17 protein-coding genes, 2 tRNA genes and 1 pseudogene are annotated in these 20,716 nt (G+C 58.6%); 16 read left to right on the plus strand and 4 right to left on the minus strand.

What is annotated here, in order from left to right; translation table 11 throughout:
* Window positions 1-32 precede the first annotated feature (32 nt).
* The 4 genes from ACR2R1_RS07345 to ACR2R1_RS07360 all read left to right on the plus strand — a co-directional run bounded on the left by ACR2R1_RS07345 (window position 33) and on the right by ACR2R1_RS07360 (window position 6,907).
* Window positions 33-647, plus strand: a complete 615-nt coding sequence (locus ACR2R1_RS07345; RefSeq protein ID WP_434113331.1) for a DedA family protein — start codon at window positions 33-35, stop codon at window positions 645-647.
* A complete protein-coding gene (locus ACR2R1_RS07350; RefSeq protein WP_156879849.1) occupies window positions 644-1,840 on the plus strand; it encodes an iron-containing alcohol dehydrogenase in 1,197 nt (398 codons plus the stop codon). Before ACR2R1_RS07345 ends, ACR2R1_RS07350 begins: the two co-directional genes overlap by 4 nt.
* 7 nt (window positions 1,841-1,847) lie before the next feature.
* Window positions 1,848-4,526: a bifunctional acetate--CoA ligase family protein/GNAT family N-acetyltransferase gene (locus tag ACR2R1_RS07355; protein WP_156879848.1), complete on the plus strand. Its 2,679-nt coding sequence runs from the start codon at window positions 1,848-1,850 to the stop codon at window positions 4,524-4,526.
* A gap of 74 nt (window positions 4,527-4,600) precedes the next feature.
* Window positions 4,601-6,907: a Tex family protein gene (locus ACR2R1_RS07360; protein WP_156879847.1), complete on the plus strand. Its 2,307-nt coding sequence runs from the start codon at window positions 4,601-4,603 to the stop codon at window positions 6,905-6,907.
* A gap of 271 nt (window positions 6,908-7,178) precedes the next feature.
* On the opposite strand, the gene ACR2R1_RS07365 is transcribed toward ACR2R1_RS07360, so the two are convergent.
* Window positions 7,179-8,177, minus strand: a complete 999-nt coding sequence (locus tag ACR2R1_RS07365; protein WP_077732483.1) for an alpha/beta hydrolase — start codon at window positions 8,175-8,177, stop codon at window positions 7,179-7,181.
* Between the two features lie 145 nt (window positions 8,178-8,322).
* Here ACR2R1_RS07365 and ACR2R1_RS07370 point away from each other — a divergent pair, with 145 nt between their 5' ends.
* Window positions 8,323-10,473: an AMP-binding protein gene (locus tag ACR2R1_RS07370; RefSeq protein WP_434113334.1), complete on the plus strand. Its 2,151-nt coding sequence runs from the start codon at window positions 8,323-8,325 to the stop codon at window positions 10,471-10,473.
* Window positions 10,470-11,630, plus strand: coding sequence for a lysophospholipid transporter LplT (gene lplT, locus ACR2R1_RS07375; protein ID WP_156879845.1), 1,161 nt, complete (start codon window positions 10,470-10,472; stop codon window positions 11,628-11,630). The genes ACR2R1_RS07370 and lplT overlap by 4 nt, the downstream gene beginning before the upstream one ends.
* A 9-nt stretch (window positions 11,631-11,639) precedes the next feature.
* Here the strand turns inward: lplT and ACR2R1_RS07380 are convergent, their stop codons facing one another.
* Complete coding sequence (locus tag ACR2R1_RS07380) at window positions 11,640-12,920, minus strand: MFS transporter (RefSeq protein WP_133717253.1); 1,281 nt, start codon at window positions 12,918-12,920, stop codon at window positions 11,640-11,642.
* 154 nt (window positions 12,921-13,074) lie between these two features.
* Here ACR2R1_RS07380 and ACR2R1_RS07385 point away from each other — a divergent pair, with 154 nt between their 5' ends.
* The 6 genes from ACR2R1_RS07385 to ACR2R1_RS07410 all read left to right on the plus strand — a co-directional run bounded on the left by ACR2R1_RS07385 (window position 13,075) and on the right by ACR2R1_RS07410 (window position 17,022).
* Window positions 13,075-13,335 carry a hypothetical protein gene (locus ACR2R1_RS07385; RefSeq protein ID WP_434113336.1) on the plus strand — a complete coding sequence of 87 codons (261 nt, stop codon included), beginning with the start codon at window positions 13,075-13,077 and terminating at the stop codon, window positions 13,333-13,335.
* Between the two features lie 32 nt (window positions 13,336-13,367).
* Entirely contained in the window at window positions 13,368-15,206 is a 1,839-nt protein-coding gene (uvrC, locus tag ACR2R1_RS07390; protein ID WP_434113338.1) for an excinuclease ABC subunit UvrC, read from the plus strand.
* Between the two features lie 2 nt (window positions 15,207-15,208).
* A complete protein-coding gene (gene pgsA, locus ACR2R1_RS07395; protein WP_077732488.1) occupies window positions 15,209-15,832 on the plus strand; it encodes a CDP-diacylglycerol--glycerol-3-phosphate 3-phosphatidyltransferase in 624 nt (207 codons plus the stop codon).
* Window positions 15,823-15,898, plus strand: a tRNA-Gly gene (locus ACR2R1_RS07400). The genes pgsA and ACR2R1_RS07400 overlap by 10 nt, the downstream gene beginning before the upstream one ends.
* A 54-nt stretch (window positions 15,899-15,952) precedes the next feature.
* Window positions 15,953-16,026, plus strand: a tRNA-Cys gene (locus ACR2R1_RS07405).
* Between the two features lie 157 nt (window positions 16,027-16,183).
* Window positions 16,184-17,022, plus strand: a protein-coding gene (locus ACR2R1_RS07410) for an IS5 family transposase (protein WP_139841180.1) whose coding sequence is annotated in 2 segments (ribosomal slippage) — window positions 16,184-16,550 and window positions 16,550-17,022 — 840 coding nt in all. Because the reading frame shifts where the segments join, the coding sequence is not laid out codon by codon here.
* Between the two features lie 700 nt (window positions 17,023-17,722).
* Here ACR2R1_RS07410 and ACR2R1_RS07415 read toward each other — a convergent pair.
* Complete coding sequence (locus tag ACR2R1_RS07415; protein ID WP_434113340.1) at window positions 17,723-17,971, minus strand: hypothetical protein; 249 nt, start codon at window positions 17,969-17,971, stop codon at window positions 17,723-17,725.
* A gap of 99 nt (window positions 17,972-18,070) precedes the next feature.
* On the opposite strand from ACR2R1_RS07415, the gene ACR2R1_RS07420 reads away from it, so the two are divergent.
* The 4 genes and pseudogenes from ACR2R1_RS07420 (at window position 18,071) to ACR2R1_RS07435 (ending at window position 20,354) form a co-directional block, all read left to right on the plus strand.
* Window positions 18,071-18,436: a helix-turn-helix domain-containing protein gene (locus ACR2R1_RS07420; RefSeq protein ID WP_434113342.1), complete on the plus strand. Its 366-nt coding sequence runs from the start codon at window positions 18,071-18,073 to the stop codon at window positions 18,434-18,436.
* Between the two features lie 52 nt (window positions 18,437-18,488).
* Window positions 18,489-19,172: a hypothetical protein gene (locus ACR2R1_RS07425; RefSeq protein WP_434113344.1), complete on the plus strand. Its 684-nt coding sequence runs from the start codon at window positions 18,489-18,491 to the stop codon at window positions 19,170-19,172.
* A gap of 123 nt (window positions 19,173-19,295) precedes the next feature.
* Window positions 19,296-19,439, plus strand: a pseudogene (locus ACR2R1_RS07430) (HNH endonuclease); the annotation flags it as partial.
* A 177-nt stretch (window positions 19,440-19,616) separates the two neighbouring features.
* A complete protein-coding gene (locus ACR2R1_RS07435; protein ID WP_434114312.1) occupies window positions 19,617-20,354 on the plus strand; it encodes a hypothetical protein in 738 nt (245 codons plus the stop codon).
* 50 nt (window positions 20,355-20,404) lie between these two features.
* Here ACR2R1_RS07435 and ACR2R1_RS07440 read toward each other — a convergent pair whose 3' ends face one another.
* Window positions 20,405-20,704, minus strand: a complete 300-nt coding sequence (locus ACR2R1_RS07440; protein WP_434113346.1) for a hypothetical protein — start codon at window positions 20,702-20,704, stop codon at window positions 20,405-20,407.
* Window positions 20,705-20,716 lie beyond the last annotated feature (12 nt).

A 20,716-nucleotide genomic window follows, 5' to 3' on the forward strand; every position in this document is an offset into this window, starting at 1 on the left:
CAGCCCTCTCTTTCAGGATTAAGGAATTCCCGATGCATGAACTGATCAATTGGCTGGTGACGACCATCGGCGCGATGGGCTACACCGGAATTTTTCTGCTGATGGCCATGGAAAGCTCGGTTTTCCCCATCCCCAGCGAAATCGTCATGCCGCCCGCGGGCTATCTGGCCCAGCAGGGCAAGATGGACATGATCCTGGTGATCCTCAGCGGAACGGCGGGAAGCCTGGTCGGGGCTTACGCCAACTATTTCGTCGCGCGCTGGCTGGGCAGGCCGCTCCTGATCAAATACGGCAAGTACGTCTGGATTACCGAGGAGCACTTCAACCGGGTGGAGAAGTTTTTCCTCGCGCACGGCGAAATCTCCACCTTCGTCGGGCGGCTCCTGCCCGTAGCGAGACATCTGATCTCGTTACCGGCCGGCCTCGCCAACATGAATCATCTCAAGTTCAGCTTTTACACGCTGCTCGGGGCGGGGATCTGGGTATCGGTGCTCAGCTGGATCGGCTATTTCATCGGTGAAAACCAGGAGCTGATCGCGCGCTATTCGGAACACGCGGTCATCGACGTGATCTTATTCAGCATCGTCCTGGTTGGAATTTATGTCGCGATCCACCGCCGCAGGGCTCGCAGCCAGACGCATTCATGACTATCCCTGTATTTTCGATTTCTCGCCTTCCCCGCATTCTTTTCGGTTCCGGCCAATTGGCGGAACTCCCGAAACTGGCTCGCTCCTACGGTCACAAAGCGCTGCTCGTCACCGGAGTGCGCTCCTTCCGCTCGTCGTCGCGCTGGCCCTGGCTGACGGATAACCTGACCGAGCAGGGCATGATCTTCGAACACATGACCGTCAGTGACGAGCCCACGCCGCAGTTGGTGGACGATGCTGTCGCCGCATTTCATGGCCGCAACATCGGCCTGGTGGTCGCCATCGGGGGCGGCAGCGTGCTGGACGCCGCCAAGGCCATCGCGGGACTCCTGCCCCACGGCAATTCGGTCATGGATCACCTCGAGGGCGTAGGCCGTAACATTCCTTACACCGGACCTGCTACGCCGTTCATCGCCGTGCCCACCACCGCCGGCACCGGCAGCGAAGCGACCAAGAACGCCGTCTTGAGCGTGCGCGGCGAGCACGGCTTCAAGAAATCGTTCCGCCATGACTGCCTGGTTCCCGAATACGCGATCGTCGATCCCGATCTGCTCGACACTTGCCCGCCGGATCTCATCGCCGCCGACGGCATGGACGCGTTCACGCAATTATTGGAATCGTACGTTTCCGCTCGCGCCAACCCGATGACCGACGCCCTCGCGAAAAGCGGCATGGAAGCATTTTGCGGCGGGTTCTTCGCAGCATTGAAAGGAGGCGACGGCGAGCAAGCCCGAGCCGGGCGCAGCGCCATCGCTTATGCATCGCTCGTGTCCGGCGTCACCCTGGCGCAGGCGGGACTGGGCTCGGTACACGGGCTCGCCGCGCCGCTGGGCGCCTTCTATCCGATCCCGCACGGTCTCGCCTGCGGCACCCTGCTCGCCGAAGCCACGGCCATCAATATCCGCGCACTGCGGGAGAGAGCTCCGGAGAATCCGGCCTTGAAGAAATACGCCGGTATCGCCGAACTCCTGACCGGCCATGGCTTCAAAACCCAGATGGAAACTTGCAACGCCTTGGTCGAACAGTTGCACGATTGGACCGAACGGCTGGCTCTGAAGCGCCTCGGCCATTTCGGCGTGGAATCGGCGCACATCCCTAAGATCGTCGCCAACGCCCGCGGCACCAGCATGCAGACCAATCCGGTAACGCTCACCGACGGCGAAATCGGCGAAATCCTCCTCACCAGAATCTGAGGCCGATATGGCACGCCATTACCTCGAGCATTTGTTCAGCCCGAAGTCCATAGCCGTGTTCGGGGCCAGCGAGTTGCCCGACTCGGTCGGCGCGCGGATCTATCAAAATCTCTTGGACGGCGGTTTTCAAGGCCCGATCTACCCGATCAATCCCAAGTATCAACTGGTCCGGGATCAGGTCTGTTTCTCGTCGATCGAAGAGGTGAAGGAACACGTGGATCTCGCGATCATCGCAACGCCGGCCGCCACCGTCCCCCTCATCATCCGCGCTTGCGGCCAACAAGGGGTCAAGGCCGCCATCGTCATTTCGGCGGGATTTGCCGAACAGGAGGGCAACGGCCGAATGCTGGAGCGGGCCTTGCTGGAAGAAGGCAAGCACTACGGGCTCCGGATTCTCGGTCCCAACTGTTTAGGGCTGATGCGCCCTTCGGTCGGCCTCAACGCCACTTTCAGCAATAATGTCGCGGAACCGGGTTCGCTCGCCCTCGTCTCCCAATCGGGAGCGCTTTGCACGGCGATTCTGGACTGGGCGAGCGCCCATCGCATCGGTTTTTCGACCATGGTGTCCTTAGGCGCCGGAGCCGATGTCACCTTCGGGGACATCCTAGACTATCTCGCTCTCGATCCCGAAACCCGCAGCATCCTGATGTACGTGGAAGGCGTGCGTGATGCGCGGCGTTTCATGAGCGGGCTCAGGGCCGCGGCTCGCATGAAGCCGGTGATCGTGATCAAGGCCGGCCGCCATGCCGAAGGCTCCCGAGCGGCCATGTCGCACACCGGCGCGCTGGTCGGTTCGGATGATGTCTTCGACGCCGCGCTGCAAAGGGCCGGCGTGGTTCGGGCCACCACCATCGAACAGCTTTTCGCCGCCGCCCAGCTCCTCGCGACCCAGCACCGCGTTCGAGGCAATCGCCTCGTGATCATCACCAACGCGGGCGGACCGGGGGTGATGGCAACCGACCGGGCCGTCGAGCAAGGCATCCGGCTCGCCGAACTGGGCGGACCGACCTTCGACAAGCTGAACGCGGTGCTGCCCAAACAGTGGTCGCACAATAATCCCGTCGATATCCTGGGCGACGCCACCCCCGAACGGTATCGGGCGGCCGTCGAGGTCTGTCTGGCCGACGAAAGCGTGGACGGCGCCCTGGTGTTGCTCACGCCGCAGGCCATGACCGATCCCACGGAAGCCGCGGAGGCCGTCATTCGCGCCGCCGAACAGAGCCGCAAGCCGATACTCACCTGCTGGCTGGGAGAAACCTACGTCCAAAAAGGGCGAGAACTGTTTACCGCACATCAGATTCCGACCTTCGCGAACCCCGAGAGCGCCATCGAAGCGTTCGGCTATCTGGCGGAATATCACCGTAACCAACAGATGCTGATGCAGGTGCCGGGGCCGTTGGCCTCGCACCAGATGCCCGACCTGACCGGCGCCCGCCTCATCATCGAGGGCGCCCTGGCGGAACGGCGGACGCTGCTATCCTCGCTCGAGACCCGCGCCGTTCTGCGCGCCTTCGACATTCCCGTGCCGCCGGCGCTGAACGCCCATTCGCCCAACGAGGCGTTATCGGCGGCCGAATACCTGGGTTTTCCGGTCGCGCTGAAGATCCTGTCGCCGGACATCACCCACAAGTCCGATGTCGACGGCGTCCGGCTCAACATCAACAGCGCCCAGACGGTGCGGAACGCCTATAACGATCTGGTGTCGACGGTGCAAGCCCGAAGGCCGAACGCGCGGATCGAGGGCGTAACGGTCGAAAAGATGTACCGTAACCGCAACGGCCGGGAACTGCTGGTCGGCGTGGTCGACGATCCGATTTTCGGCCCGGTCGTGAGTTTCGGCTCGGGCGGCACGGCGGTGGAAATCCTCAAGGACCGTGCGGTCGCCCTGCCCCCGCTCAACGAGCACATCGTCCAGACGATGATCGGCCAAACCCGTGTCGCACGGCTGCTCGGACAGTTCCGCAACCTCCCGCCGGTCAAGCTGGAGGCGATCGAACAAGTGTTGCTGCGGCTCTCGGAGATGGTCTGCGAACTCCCCGAGATCAAGGAGATGGACATCAATCCTCTGGTGGCGGACGACCAAGGCGTGTTCGCCCTGGATGCCCGCATTGCGGTGCATGAGCCGCAGCCTGGACGCCGGCCCTACGGGCACATGGCTGTCCACCCCTATCCCGGCCACTTGATTAGACAGTATCAGCTCGCCGACGGCACCAACATCATCATTCGGCCGATCCGTCCCGAAGACGCGGAAATCGAGAAGCGTTTCGTGAAGCAGCTTTCGCCCGAGGCCAAATTCTTCCGCTTCATGAACGCCTTGCAGGAATTGAGTCAGGACATGCTGATACGTTTGACTCAGCTTGATTACGACCGCGAACTGGCGCTCGTCGCCATCGTCGATTCCGGGGCCGAAGAAACGGAACTCGGCGTGGCGCGCTATTTCACCAATCCGGATGGCGAAACCGCCGAATTCGCCCTGGTGGTTGCCGACGAATGGCAGCACCGTGGGTTGGGTACACGGCTGATGTCCTGCCTGATCGACGCCGCTCGCGAGATGGGGCTCAAATCTTTGCGGGGCGAAATCCTGGCAAACAACGTCAAAATGCTCGGCTTAATGAAACGGCTGGCATTCACCTGCCATACCAAGACCGACGACCCCACCATCGTCATCGCCGAAAAGCCCTTGTGAATCCGCCCGCGGATTTTTGGATACATCCGCGAATGCTAAACTTTTACCCCTTTTCCCACTCTTGAGGTTTGTTGATGAACATCATCGCCTGTATCGCTGAAGAGCTCGGCGTCCGAGAAAGACAGGTCCAGGCAGCCGTGGACCTGCTGGACGAAGGGGCCACGGTACCGTTTATCGCGCGCTACCGTAAAGAAGCGACGGGCGGTTTGGACGATACCCAGCTCAGAACCTTGGAAGTTCGGCTCTCTTATCTCCGCGAACTCGAGGACCGCCGCCAGATCATCCTGGACAGCATCCGAGAACAGGACAAGCTGACTCCGGAGCTGGAACAAGCCATTCTCGCCGCCGACACCAAGACCCTGCTGGAAGACCTTTACCTTCCCTACAAACCCAAACGGCGCACCAAGGCCCAAATCGCGCGGGAAGCCGGTCTGGAACCCCTGGCCGACGCCTTGCTTGGCGATCCGTCCCTGGTACCGGAGACGGAAGCACAGCAATACGTCGATGCGGACAAAGGCGTTCCCGACGTCGCGGCGGCGCTGGAAGGGGCAAGGCAAATCCTCATGGAACGGTTCGCCGAGCACGCCGGGCTTCTGGCCGAGCTGCGTGAACGAATTTGGAACGAGGGCATCCTCGCCTCGACGGTCGCCGATGGGAAAGAACAGGCCGGAGCGAAGTTCCGGGACTATTTCGATTTCGCCGAGCCTATCGCGAAGATCCCGTCCCATCGCGCGCTGGCCCTGTTCCGGGGACGCAACGAGGACGTGCTGGACCTGGCCCTGAAAGTCGGCAAGGATGAGGACGCCGCGCATAAAGCCGCGGAAAGCCTGATCGCGAGGACCTTCGGCATCGCCGACAAAGGGCGGCCCGCGGACCGCTGGCTGGCCGACACGGTGCATTACGCCTGGAAAGTCAAAATCCTGACCCGCATCGACCTCGACCTCAAGCAGCGCCTCCGCGAAGCCGCCGAAGCCGAGGCGATTCAGGTTTTCGCCAAGAACCTCAAGGATTTGCTGCTTGCGGCGCCCGCCGGCCCCCGCACCACCATGGGCCTGGATCCGGGGCTACGCACCGGCGTCAAGGTCGCGGTGGTGGACAAAACCGGCAAGCTGCTGGAAACCGCGACGATTTACCCCCACGTGCCGCAAAATCAGTGGGATCAATCGATCGCAACGCTGGCCCGGCTGATCGCCCAGCACGGCGTCGAACTGGTCGCCACGGGCAACGGCACCGCCTCCCGCGAGACCGATCAGCTGGTCGGCGATCTCATCAAGCGCCATCCCGAATTGAATATCACCAAGGTGATGGTGTCGGAGGCGGGGGCATCGGTTTATTCGGCGTCCGAGCTGGCCGCCAAGGAATTTCCGGATCTCGACGTATCCCTGCGCGGTGCCGTTTCGATCGCCCGCCGCTTGCAGGACCCCTTGGCCGAACTGGTAAAAATCGAACCCAAGGCCATAGGCGTCGGCCAATACCAGCACGACGTGAACCAGTCGCAGCTCTCCAAAAGCCTCGACGCGGTGGTCGAGGACTGCGTGAATGCCGTGGGCGTCGACGTGAACACGGCTTCGGCTTCGCTGCTCCGTTACGTTTCCGGACTGTCCCAGACCATCAGCCAGAACATCGTCGAATACCGAAACCAGAACGGCGCTTTCAACAGCCGCGAAGATCTCAAAAAAGTCCCGCGACTCGGAGAAAAAACCTTCGAGCAGGCGGCCGGATTTCTCCGCATCATGAACGGGAACAATCCGCTCGACACCTCGGCCGTGCACCCCGAGGCTTATCCGGTGGTGGAACGCATCATCGGCACCACCGGCAAGGATATCCGCGAATTGATCGGCAACGCGGCCTTCCTACGCGGCGTCAACGCCGAGAATTACACCGACGAACGCTTCGGCCTTCCGACCGTCACCGACATTCTGCGCGAGCTGGAAAAGCCCGGCCGCGATCCGCGTCCGGAATTCAAGACCGCACAGTTCAAGGAAGGCGTGGACAAGATCGAGGACCTCAAACCCGGCATGATGCTCGAAGGCGTCGTCACCAATGTCACCAATTTCGGCGCTTTCGTCGACATCGGCGTGCACCAGGACGGCCTGATCCACATCTCGCACTTGTCAGACAAGTTCGTCAAAGACCCGCGCGAGGTGGTCAAGGCGGGAGACGTGGTGAAAGTGAAAGTGCTGGAAGTGGACGTACCGAGACGCCGCATCGGTCTGTCGATGAAAAAGGATGCGGCCCCCACTCCCGGTTCGGAGCGGGATTCGTCGCGCACCTCGGGTAGGACAGCCGAACCCAGAGCCAAAAAGCCACGGCAGGAACCCTCCTCCAAACCGCAAGGCGCCATGGCGGAGGCGTTGGCCAAAGCACTCCGGAAAGGCTGATAGTCATTACGCCGGTTACGGCGGCGCGACGGGTTCCAACGGAATCCCCCACCTCCCGGCGCTATAAGCCGCTTCTTATACGCGGCCGGTAACAGCCCCACCGGACGCGGTTTTACTCGCGCCCTAAGCGTTTTTCGCCACAGTGACCGGCGTAGACTGGGAAAACCGCCCCGCATGTGGTAGGTCGGCAATCCTTTGCCGGCGAAGGTGTCGGCAAAGGATTGCCGACCTACTTCGGGCGCTACGTCAAACCGGAAAATGCTCTAGTGCCTCAAGGATTGAGGAAAGCCAGCATGTTCCGCCTGTCGGCTCCCGACGGCAAGGGTTTGGACCTATCCGCAACCCACGCCGCGATATCGGCCCAAGGCTTGGCGGCGCTCAGATCGCGCAGCAGCAAATGGTAACCCTGCTCGTAAAGCGCGACACGGGCGGTCCCGGTTTTCGACAGCTTCTTCAGCATTAGGGAAACGGGCTCTTTGGGGATCACTTGGTCGTGCTCGCCATAGAGGACTAAAACCTCTTTATTCAGCTGCTCAACTCGCGAAAGCGCCTCGTCCATGAGATTGACCAGCCCGTAAATCGCATCGACTCGCGTCTCCTTTATGACCAGGGGATCGCGACCGAGACCGCGCAACATCTCGATATTGTCGGAAGGGAGAATCCCGAGGCTTTCCCCGGTCAACTGAAGCCAGGGCACGGTACTTACCGAAATCGAAAGCAAGGCCCGTTGATACCAGGGCATGGTGCTCCTGCCCCACACGGCCGGTGCCGAGAGAATGATCCCATCGGCCAGCGGAGGCCGTTCCGATGCCGTCGCAACAATCGCCAAGGCTCCGCCCATACTCTCGCCGAGGATATAAACCGGTTTGCCCGGATGGTTCTTGCCGACGAGTCGCGTGAATTGTCTCAGATCGTCGACATAGGCATCCATTCCGGCCCAGAGGCCCCGTCCCGGCGCATTCCCGAAGCCTCTCTGATCGTAGGCGTACAAGGCAATTCCGTGCTCGCTCAGATAGCGGCCGGGCATGGTGAAAGCATTGCTGTAATCGTTGAAACCGTGGAGCGCCACGACCACCGCCTTGGCTTTGCCATCGTGAGGAAGCCAGGATCGCACCGGCAAAACGGCGCCATCCGTAGCGACGAAATGGGCTTTACGGAGCTGCGGTTCAACATGTTCGGGTCCCGAGGGATGGATGAGCGGCGTACAGCCACCGAGCAGCAGACATGGAAAAAGCACGAAGCAAGACAGGCGAAGAGTTTTCAGAGTCATGACGGGTATCAGAGTTGCGGACGGGTCCTATATTACCTTTGATTGCGACGGTTTGCCGAGGTTGCGCATTAATCTGTTCACCGCACTGGAATATATTGAACACTGTTTATTTTTGACCTAGACTTTCTTCTCGGAGGTGAACACCATGATAAAAATAATGCTTCGCTGGATTCTCGCCCGGCTGTTCCGCGTCAAAGTCGTCGGTCTCGAAAACTACCAAAAGGCGGGGGCTCGAGTCCTGATCGCCGCCAATCACTCGTCCTACCTCGACCCGATACTCTTGTGGGTCTTTCTGCCGGACGAGGTCACATTCGCGATCAATACCCACATCGCCCAGCACTGGTGGGTGCGGCCGGCTCTCAGGTTCGCCAAGGTGTTTACGATGGACCCCACCCAGCCGCTGTCGGTCAAGGCCCTGACCCATTATCTGAAAGAGGACCGCAAAGCGGTGATTTTTCCGGAAGGACGCATCACGGTGACCGGAGCCTTGATGAAGATTTACGACGGCGCCGGGCTGATCGCCGAAAAATCCGGCGCAACGGTTCTGCCGATCCGAATCGACGGCACTCAATACACCATATTTTCCCGTCTGCACGGGGTGGTGCGGCTGCGCTGGTTTCCGCCTATCACGCTGAACATTCTGCCGCCTCGCGAAGTCAGTCCGCCGTCGGACATCACTGGTCCCGAGCGGCGGCATCAGGTCGGGCTCATGTTGTCCGATTTGATGAGCGAGATGATGTTCGAGACGAGCAATTACCGGCGGACGGTGTTCTCGGCCTTGCTCGACGCACGGAGGACTCACGGCGGCGGGCATCGCGTGCTCGAGGACGTACAGCGGAAACCCCTCAGCTATGATCGGCTGATCGCACAAGTCCTCGCCCTGGGCCGCAAACTGGCGGAAAAAGCCGAAGACGGCGAAGCGGTCGGTCTCTTGCTGCCCAACCTGAGCGGTACGGTAGCCGCATTCCTGGGGCTTCAAGTTCACGGGCGCCTCCCCGCCATGCTGAATTTCAGCGCCGGCACCCGCAATCTCCTGTCGAGCTGCGCCACGGCGAAAATCAAGACCGTGGTCACGGCCCGTCGTTTCGTCGCCACGGCGAAATTGGAGGAATCCGTAGAGGCTTTGTCGGAAAAAGCGAGGGTGATCTATCTCGAAGACCTGGGCCGGGAGCTGGGCGCCCGGGACAAGCTCAGGGCTTTCCTCGCCGCGCTCACCGCCGATTACTGGTACCGCGGCCGGCGCAACCCGGATGATCCGGCGGTAATTCTGTTCACCTCCGGTTCGGAGGGCGAACCGAAAGGCGTCATGCTTTCCCATACCAACCTCCTCTCCAACCGCGAACAGCTCGCCGCACGCTTCGATTTCAATGCCCAGGACGTCATCCTCAACGTTCTGCCCGTCTTTCACGCCTTCGGTTTGACCGCCGGCACGCTGCTGCCCTTGCTGTCCGGCATGCGCCTGTTCCTGTATCCCTCGCCTTTGCATTACCGAATCATTCCCGAAGTGGCCTACGACATCAACGCCACGATCCTGTTCGGCACCAATACCTTTCTCCACGGTTATGCAAAGCATGCCCATCCCTACGATTTTTATAGCGTGCGCTATGTCTTCGCCGGCGCGGAAAAACTGCAAGCCGATACCCGCAAGCTTTGGGCCGAGAAATTCGGACTCCGCGTACTGGAAGGCTACGGGGCCACGGAAACTTCGCCGGTATTATCCGCCAATACGCCCATGTACTACCGGGAAGGCACGGTGGGGCGCTTTTTCCCCGGCATCCAATGGCGGCTGGAAGAGGTTCCCGGCGTAACCGAGGGAGGGCGCCTCCACGTGACCGGCCCCAACGTCATGCTGGGCTATCTCCGCCCCGGGCATTCGGGCGAACTCGAGCCGCCCGCCTCGCAGTATGGACTCGGCTGGTACGACACCGGCGATATCGTCCGCATCGACGAGGAAGGTTTCGTCAGCATTCTCGGCCGCGTCAAACGGTTCGCCAAGATCGGCGGGGAAATGGTGTCGCTTAACGCGGTCGAAGAGCTGGCCGCGCGAATTTGGCCGGGACAGCGGCACGCGGCGGTTGCGCTGTCCGACCCCAAGAAAGGCGAAAAGATCGTACTCGCCACCGAGTACCGGAACGCCGATCGCGCCGAACTGACGACCCGAGCCCAGCAGGAGGGTGTCGGCGAACTCTGTCTGCCCAAGGATATCCGGGTGCTCAAGGAACTGCCCCTGCTTGCCACCGGCAAGGTGGATTATCCGGCGCTTACCGGATTCGTCCGGGAAGGGAGCGAATCATGAACCGGGGACTTCGTTCGCTGATCGCTGCGCAGTTTCTCTCCGCGTTCTCGGACAACGCCATGCTCTTCACGGTCATCGCCATCGTGCTGCAAAGCGGTGATCGCGGCCCCTGGTACGTCCCGGCCCTGCAAAGCGTTTTCCTGGTGGCGTTCGTGATGCTGACGCCCTGGGTCGGAGCGTTCGCCGACCGGCATTCGAAGCCGAAGGTTCTTATTTTGGCGAATGTCGTCAAGGCACTCGGCGGACTTCTGATACTGCTCGGCGTCGAGCCTCTGATCGGCTATGCCGTCGTCGGCGTGGGTGCGGCAACCTACAGCCCCGCCAAATACGGGATCTTGCCCGAACTGGCCGATCACACGCGGTTGGTCAGGATCAACAGTTGGATCGAAGGCGCGACCATCGCCGCGATCCTGCTGGGCACCGTGATCGGAGCGAAGCTCGCCGATGCCTCGATCGATCTGGCGCTTGCCTTGACCGTCGCGTTCTATGTCATTTCCGCCGGGGTTACGCTCCTCTTGCCCAGGCTGCCGGCACGCGGCGCGCGCCCCGGTTCGTCCTTGACCAAACTGGTGCACGTAATCAAAGAGCTATTGAAATCAGAACGTGCCCGGTTAGTTCTAATCGCCCTGAGCTTGTTCTGGGCCTCTGCCGCCACTCTGAGAATTATTCTCGTAACCTGGGCGCCGCAAGTGCTCGATACGCAAACCGCGGGGGAAATCGCGCAGCTGACCCTGTTTCTCGCCGTCGGCATCGTCATTGGCTCAGGTATAGTCCCGCGCCTAATTCCCCTGGAGCACATCCGGCGTGCACGGCTTGCCGCGTATGCGCTGAGCCTATTTTTTCTGCTCCTGGCCGGTGTCGATAGCCTGTGGCCGGCCAGGGCGACGCTGCTGGCCATCGGCATCGCCGGCGGCCTGTTCGTCGTGCCGCTTAACGCGGCGATCCAGCAGATCGGTCATCATACCGTCGGCAGCGGCGGCGCCGTGGCGGTCCAGAATTTCTTTCAGAACGCCGCGATGCTGGTGAGCATGGGGATTTATACCTTCGCGTCGACTCAGGGCATCGGCCCGGTGGCTGCGATTCTCGCCCTGGGCGTGGTTGTCCTGGCCATGACGGTGCTAGTTTCCTGGTGCCTGCCGCGGCAACCGGCGGTGTAGCAGGCCTACCTACAACTCCGCGGCGCGCCGTTCGCCTTCGGCCACATCGACATTCCAGAGCAGCGCGCCGCCCAGGGTAAAGAGCACCAGCAAGGAGAGTATCGAAAGCCGCGGTTCGCCGGTGGCATGGCTGACGATCCCCACCAGCACGGGACCCAGAACCGCCGCGAACTTGCTGAGCAGGTTGAAAAAACCGAAGAATTCGCCGGACTTTTCTTTCGGAATGAGGCGCGCGTAAAGCGCTCGGCTGAGAGCCTGAACCCCGCCCTGGACCAAGCCTATGCCCACGGCGATCCCGTAAAACTCCCACTGCCGGCTCATGACGGAACCCCAAACCACCAGCAACGCATACGTCGCGAGTCCCGCGAGAATGCCGGATTTGGCGCCGAAGCGCTGACCGAGCCAGCCGTAAGCGAGCGTTGCCGGAACGCCGACGGCTTGCGTGATGAGCAAGGCCAACATCAGCCCGCCGGCATCGAAGCCGATCGCCAGCGCGTAGTCCACCGCCATGTGGACGATGGTGTCCACGCCATCGATGTAAAGCCAGTAAGCGCCCAAGAACAGCATGACGATCTTCAGCCGCCGGACATGCCGGAAGGTTTCCCGAAGCTGCATCAACCCATACTTGACGGCGTTGGCACCGCTGGCACACCGGGGAGGCGGCTCCCGAACGACGAACAGCAAAGGCAGGGTGAACACGAACCACCATACGGCCACGGACAGGAACGACATTCGGACTGCGGCGGACGCATCCGCAAGACCGAACCACTCCGGCTTTTGCGTCATCAGAATGTTGACGGCGAAGAGCGCGCCACCGCCGAGATAGCCCATCCCCACCCCGAAGGCGGATACATGCTCGAAGCGGGCGGGAATCGTCACCGAAGGCAACAGCGCGTCGTAAAAAACCATTCCGGTGGAAAACCCCACGAGCCCGAGGCCGAATAGGGTAAGCGCCAATTCCCAGGCTCCCTGCTCGATCCAGAAGAGTCCTGCGGTCATGGTAATGCCGATGAACGCGCAAAGGGCGAGCAAAGGCTTCTTCCATCCCCCGGCGTCCGACAGCGATCCCAGCACCGGCGCCAGAACCAGCGCGACCAAAGCGCCTACAGAACTTACCGCCCCCAGCCAAAAGGTGCTTTCCGTCACCGGCAGTCCGCTCGCCCAAAACTGCTTGAAAAAGACCGGAAAAAAAGCCGCCATCACCGTCGTGGCGAAGGACGAGGTCGCCACGTCATAGAGAACCCACGCCCGTTCGCGGGAGCGAAGCGAAGTCGAGTCGGAAATATCCATATTGGTATTAGAGTGAGTAAACAAAAGCGACGATCACTTCTTTCTTAGAATTCCGCCGTCATTTTTTCACGGAAAAACGGATGAACCCGGCGGAATATCACCTGTATCGACAAATGCTTTTTCCGCCCGGCAACGGGCACGATCAGAATGAACGGTGGTCTTTATTAAAACACGTTCCGATTGCGCCGCTCTGGCCCAAGGCAATCCCATGCAAAACAGCAGAATCACGCCGATGAAGCTGATTGACCATTATCGCTGTCACGGCTGGAAAGATGGAAGATCCGGCGTTTTTATTGTCGCGCCGTCTTGCGGTTTCCTTGTTTTGATTTTGCAGCGCTCGGCTTGTACGTCCATTGTTCTTGAGGTAAGGCGACAGACTGTCGAACTGCGTGCCCTTGCCCGTTCGGGATTATAATGTTCTCTTCTTGACGAATCGGCCTATCTGTCATGAATTTGCGCGAAGACGCCCCGTCCTTCGACATCAAAGCTTTCCTCGAAACCCTGACCCAGCTACCTGGTGTTTACAGGATGCTGGATGACAAGGGCGAAGTGATTTACGTCGGCAAGGCGAAAAACCTGAAAAAGCGGGTATCCAGCTATTTTTCGGGCAAAGACTGTTCGCCCAAGCAGCAAGCCATGGTGGCACGGGTATGCTCGATCGACGTGAGGGTGACGCACACCGAGGGCGAGGCGCTCCTTCTGGAAAGCCAGCTCATCAAGCGCCACAAGCCGCGCTACAACATCAATCTGCGCGACGACAAGAGCTATCCTTATATTTATGTTTCGACCCATCAGCCTTTTCCTCGCATTACCTTCCATCGTGGCGCCAAGAGCAAGCTCGGCCGCTACTTCGGGCCTTATCCGAGCGCCAGCGCGGTGCGGGAAAGCTTAAAGTTGCTGCAGAAGATCTTTCCCGTGCGTCAGTGCCAAGATTCTTACTTCCAAAACCGCTCTCGCCCCTGCCTGCAATACCAAATCGAACGCTGTACCGCGCCCTGCGTGGATCTGATCGATCGTGAAACATACGCCCAGGACGTGCAGGATACCGTCATGTTCCTGGAGGGAAACGGCAAGCGGCTGATCGACGATTTGGCGGGACGCATGGAAAAAGCCGCGGCCGATCTCCAGTTCGAGCGAGCGGCGCGCTATCGCGACCAGATCGCGAGTCTGAGAACGGTCTTGGCAAAACAGGCGGTACACGGCGAACACGGCGATATCGACATCATCGCCTGCGCAATCAAGGGCAACGTCGCCTGCGTACAGATGTTGTTCATTCGCGGCGGACAGCAAATCGGCGACCGCGCCTACTTCCCCAGCATGCTGGAGGAGCACGATCCGGGCAGCATCCTGGCGGCGTTCATCCCTCAGTTTTACCTTGGGAAACAGGTTCCCCGGGAAATCCTCATCAGCCATCCGATCGAGGATGCCGAGCTAGTCGCAGAAGTGCTCGCCAGCCAGTCCGGCCATGCCGTGCAGATCGCGGCGCGGCTCCGCGGCGAACGGCAGAAACGCCTGCAGCTGGCGCTCATCAATGCCGAGAACGCCTTGAATGCGAAATTGGCGAATCGGCAGGACCTGTATGCGCGCTTTCTCAGTCTGGGCGAGGCCCTACATTGCCCGGAACCGCCGAAACGCCTGGAATGCTTCGACATCAGCCATACCCAGGGCGACCAAACCGTCGCATCCTGCGTGGTGTTCGACCGGCAAGGTCCGGTCAAATCCGCTTACCGCCGCTTCAACATCGAGGGCGTTACGCCCGGTGACGACTACGGCGCCCTGGCGCAAGCGGTTTCGCGGCGTTATCAGCGAATCAAGCAAGGCGAGATCGAAGCGCCGGACATCCTGTTCATCGACGGCGGCAAAGGCCAGGTCAACGCCGTGCGCGAGGTTTTGAGCGAACTCGGAATGAATAGCATTCGCACTGTCGGAGTGGCCAAGGGGCCCGACCGTAAGCCCGGAATGGAAACCCTCTTCCCGGCGGGCTCGTCCGATGCCATCATTCTGCCCAGCCACTCGCCCGCCCTGCTACTGATTCAGCAGATTCGCGACGAAGCCCACCGTTTCGCCATCACCGGGCATCGTCAACGACGCGCCAAAGCCCGAAAACAGTCCACTCTCGACGATATCGCGGGACTGGGTCCGAAGCGGCGCCAGCAACTGTTGCGGCAATTCGGCGGCCTCAGGGAAATCAGCCGTGCCGGCGTCGACGCCCTGAGCAGCGTCGAAGGCATCAGCGCTCAATTGGCAAAGCGCATTTATGAAACGTTCCACGAGAGAGAAAGCTGAACATGGAGTTGAATCTCCCCACCAACTTGACGTTACTTCGGATCGTGTTGATTCCGGTCCTGGTCGTCTTTTTCTATCTACCGTGGAGTGGCGCCCACATTGCCTGCGCCTTGATTTTTGCCGTGGCCGCCGTTACCGACTGGTTGGATGGTTATCTGGCCCGCAAAATGAGCCAAACCACCCGTTTCGGGGCATTTCTCGATCCCGTGGCCGACAAGCTGATGGTGGCCGTCACGCTGGTCCTGATCGTCCAGGCCGACCCCAGTCCTTACGTAGCCATCGCTGCCGCGGTCATCATCGGACGCGAAATCACGATCGCCTCTCTGCGCGAATGGATGGCGGAAGTCGGACAGCGCAAGCGCGTGGAAGTATCTTGGCTGGGCAAATGGAAAACGACCGCCCAGATGCTCGCGATAGTCACGCTCCTGCTGAGCATGGATGTCTGGCTAGGTTTTCTAAAAAACCTCGGGCAGTTGTTTCTGCTGATATCCGCCATACTGACGCTCTGGTCGATGGTCAATTATCTGAAGGCCGCACTGCCAGTGCTCAAAGGCGATAACGAAGAGTTGACAAAGCCTCCAGTGATACCTAAAATTCCAACTCTCAACAGCACGACGCGGGAATAGCTCAGTTGGTAGAGCACAACCTTGCCAAGGTTGGGGTCGCGAGTTCGAGTCTCGTTTCCCGCTCCAAATTCAGAAAGCCGCGATAAGAGACGCGGCTTTTTACATTGGCAAGCCCACTTAGGCTGAGTGGCAGAGTGGTCATGCAGCGGCCTGCAAAGCCGTGGACGCCGGTTCGATTCCGACCTCAGCCTCCAATATTTCCGGGCCTTCCAGGGCTGCTCCTCCGTCTTCATCGGTTGTTTTGGCGAAAAGACTTTTCGCCATCACGGGCATCACCTTCTCCCCTACCCTAAGAGCCTATCCCAATAGGCGATAATAAGCGTCTTTAACCGGTAACCGAGGAGAAGACCCATGGGACTCATTACCGAAGACGATGGCTGGCGGATTCCCGACGCCTTATGGGAAAAGATGTCACCCCTGCTTCCGGTGCACGTGCCCAAGCCGCATCCCCTGGGATGTCATCGTCGCCGGGTCGACGACCGTGTGGCGATGAATGCGATTGTGTTCGTCCTGCGTACCGGGTGTCAATGGAATGCCCTGAATGCGACGGGGATCTGCTCCAGCAGTAGTGCCCACCGCCGGTTCCTGGAATGGGTTGAGGCGGGTATTTTCGAGCGTTTCTGGCAGGAGGGGTTGCTCGAATACGAGCGGCTCAAGGGCATCGACTGGAGTTGGCTATCCCTGGATGGCGCCACGACCAAGGCGCCCCTGGCCGGCACAAAAAAACGGGGCCAAATCCGACGGACAGGGGCAAACAGGGGGTCAAGCGCAGCCTGTTGACCGAGGCGGATGGAATCCCACTGGCCGTAGTGGTCGAGGGTGCCAACCGCCACGACATGAAACTGGTCCGTTCGACGCTGGCGGCGGTTCAAGCCCAGCGGCCCGAACCGACCCCGGAACAGCCCCAAGGATTATGTTTGGATAAAGGGTATGACTATGACGAGGTGCGGGATATTGTCCACGCGTTCGGGTTCACGGCCCACCTTCGAACCCGCGGCGAGGAGGCCCAAGCGATCAAGCGGGACGCGGGATTCGCAGCGCGGCGCTGGGTCGTAGAGCGCACGCACAGTTGGATGAACCGCTTTCGGCGCATTCTCATCCGCTGGGAAAAGCGGGCGGATACCTATCTCGCTCTGTTGCATCTGACACTGGGCATCATCACCTGGCGAGCCACCGGCCTATTGGGATAGGCTCTAAGTACATTCCGCAAATATTTGCGGAATCTCGACTGATTGGCTTGATTGGCGGGGTTGTCCTGCAGGTTGCCTATGCCGCAAGACTTCCCTGAATGTACTTAGAGCATTTTCATACCTACTGTACGGGCACTCGCGAGTAGGTCGGGAATCCTTTCCCGACGACACGTCAGGCCGAGCGTCTTCGTCGGCAAAGGATTGCCGACCTACGAATGCTTGAATCCATTCACCCGAGCCGAAGGCGCCAACGACGTCCGCCAAGCCGGTTTTGCCTTACGAGCGAGATGAAAACGCCCTAGCTCGGACATAATGACGCGTCATTTTTTGCGTGGCGTGTCCCAGTAGTTTTCGGGCTTGAGACATGCTTTCAAGATCCGAAGCGGCTTTTGCACGAAGCTCCCGAAGTTGAAAGCGTTCAAAGAGAACCCGAGTTCTTTCGCTTCCTTTTCCGCCTTATTTCTCGCTTTATCGAAGTGGCTTCGGAAATAGCCGAAGGGCTTTAAAAGTTGCTCTTTGGGATCGGTCAGAATCGTTAAATCGCGGCTTCCACGCGCTTTGATTCGCTCAACGACTTCGGCCAGTTTGCCGACAAGCTCAATCCGGAGCTTGGCTTTTGTTTTTCGTTGCTCTAACCAGATAGCACCCTCTCGGATCTGGTCCCATTTCAGCTTAAATACGTCGGCCGGACGTTGGCCCGTTAAATACGAGAGATCAAGTGCATCTTGGGCAATCGGATCGGCATTCTTGTAGACCAGAGCAAGGCGACGTTGACCAGGCGGTGCTTGCCGATGAGCTCGGAGGGGATGTGCCCCCGGTCGACCCAGGCGTCGACGATGCCGATCGGGACGCCGGAGAGTTCGGCATAGCGTTGCCGGGTGATGTAGGCGATCGCGATTTGCCGGGGCGGCACCGAAAGGGTGACTTGACCCAAACGTTCGTCTTCCATACGCTTCCTTTTCAACAGTCGCTTTGTGGCTGCAATGCGTTGCATTACTTATCATTTACACTAAATATTAGTATGGTTACTAATATTTAGTGATCTTTTATGAGAAACAGAATTCGAACAATCCGAGAGCATTTCGGATACAGTCGGCGAGACATGGAGCGGGAGACAGGAATTCCCGCGAAAACATGGGAGAACATTGAGAACGGAATACAGAAGGTAAACGAAGATCACATCGAGGCCATTACCAAACGTTGGCCCCAGTTCGCCTACTGGCTCGTGATAGGAAAGACGCAGCCGGAAGCCGGGAACATCAGCCCCGAGATAAAGGACACCACAAAATTAGATGCTACCCGGCAGTTAACACATGAGTCATCTAGACTACATACTAAACCTATCCTTTTCCGATGGTGTAACCGATTCCGTTGGGCTAGCCAGCGCTTATTGCTTTTGCCTTACACCGTCTGATGCCTGCAATTTGCTACGACACTGCGTAGTGGCGCGGGTAAATCTACGTGACATGGCACTTAAGAAGGTCTGCGCTGACATTGACGACTCCTTTGCCGGCTGCCATCGCCATCTGTTGAAGGATTTACTAGCTATATTTTCAGAGGCTGATTCAAGGGGCCGCCAAAGCCTCGGCTACTGCCTGTCCACAATTGCAGATCATGTGCCGGCCGCAGAGCGCCGAACGATCCAAGAATTTTTTCTCACCTCAAAATACATTGGAATCCGCAAACGCGGTTATAAAAGCATTTCCGCAGATACCGACATGGCCCAGGATTTGGTGCAAAAAGCATGGGATCGATTTGCAGACCCAGAGTGTGCATGGGTTATCGTAAAGGCATTCCCGATAGAGTTTCTCGTACTACACCGGGCCGAACTCGCGACAGCTTTCTCCGAGGGCTGGCAGTTCGCTCGCTTATATCTACGAATCGCGGAAAGTGAGCCGAATTTACTTGACGAGCTCAGGAATATAGACGAAATCTCGTACTGCTATGTTCTCGCAAAACTCGACAGAAAACTTCCCCTCAAGGAAGCTGTAAAAATTGTTGACAAAAATTTGGGAGACGAGCGATTCGGCCTGCTGGTCTGGTCCCTCGGCCGTCTCCGCATGTGGGAAGCACTTCAGCACGTTGAATCGCAACTTCCAGCTATGCAAGAGAAAAGGCTTGCCGACATGCGTGCCAAATATGGCATCTAACCTAAAAAGGTGAAAAAGTAGCGAAGATGGCAGTCTTTCGTTTTTGAGTGCAATAGGGTTAGTTCTCACATTCCAATATCCTCCCTATAGCATTTTTCTACAGCCACATTAGATACCTAAACAATGGCTCGATGTATATTTTGCTGCGAAGAGAAGCCCTCGCTTACTGACGAACACATTATCCCGGCTGCGCTAGGAAGTAACGTAGTATTGAGAAATGCGGCTTGCGAGGATTGCCAACGGCAATGCAACCGATCTTTTGAGCAGCGATTCTTAAAGGGCTCAAACTTCGTAGCGTTTCTCAGAGCTCACTTAGGAATTCGTGGAAGAAGAAATGAGCCCATATTCGGCTTTGATCAACACGGTCATTTATTGACCTTAGAAGTCCAGCCGGGATTTCCACCTATCCGGATAGGATTAGGCGTCAACGGCATCGAACGTCCTATGCAAGTAATTCTCGCCGATGAGAAAAAACAGCCTCTGCACTATGTGTTTCTCCCAAATCAGATTCCGCGGCCTATTTTACCGCGCTTTTTCGATGCACTTATTGAAGACATCCCATCCGGCTCTAGATTCGCATCTCTATGGGCAGACGGGGACGTCATATCAGCCAATGGATGGAGAGAAATTCTAGAAGCTTTTGTTGCTTGGTCGAACAAGAATAATTTGCTTCCGATCGCATCATCGATAGCAGCTGGCGAAGCAACAGTCCCTTTCACATTGGACTGGCGAACAGAATATCGAGATCGAGGAATCGCTAAAATTTGCTTTGTTTACTTCCTCAGCACGATCCCAGAGGCATCTCGGTTCGACGCAGCTTTTCAACATGCCCGAGATTACATTTTACACGGACATTTTGCTTCTGACTTTTGGCGGCCTGACCCAGTCCTTCAGTGGGAGGGCCCGCACCCAGGCATGGGACTGGGGAACCACAAATTCACCTATTTGCTCGCCACCGTCCTACATGAAAATAGTGTTTACGGACTAATTCAACTCCACAATATGGGCCTATTCTGTACCCGACTCTCAGTGCCACAATCAAACCCATTTGTACAGGATACCCTCACAACTTACTTGCTTGAAAAAGACGACAACGAGAAATACACACTCAGATCGGAGAGCTTTTCTGGTGAGGGCGTTCGCTCATTCGCCGATGCTGTAAGGAATAGCGGACAACTTTAAGGACATGTCAGCGAAAGGGGCAGGCTTTGGCTGTTCGACTTTCGCTCCGCCTAGAGCATTCGTTTTCGACCGCGCTTCATCTCGCTCAGCAGCCGCTCATTGACCCTTCGCGCGTGTTCGATATCCCAAATCCGGATCGCTTCTTCGAGTTCGACTTTCCCTTCGTCGACCATTTTGCAGAGTCCGATTCGTAGGGCATAGAGCTTGGCGATGAGCGGATCTTCGGGGGTGTCGGCCAAGTGCTTTTCCCATTCCGCCGCCTTTTGCGGATCTTTGTAGTAGTTGACCCAGCCTTCTTCCGCCCGGAGGCCGAAGGATACGGCCAGCATCAAAATCAAAAGTGCTTTCATTCGTCGATCGCC

The organism is Methylocaldum sp. GT1TLB (assembly GCF_051027445.1).
Classification (GTDB): domain Bacteria; phylum Pseudomonadota; class Gammaproteobacteria; order Methylococcales; family Methylococcaceae; genus Methylocaldum.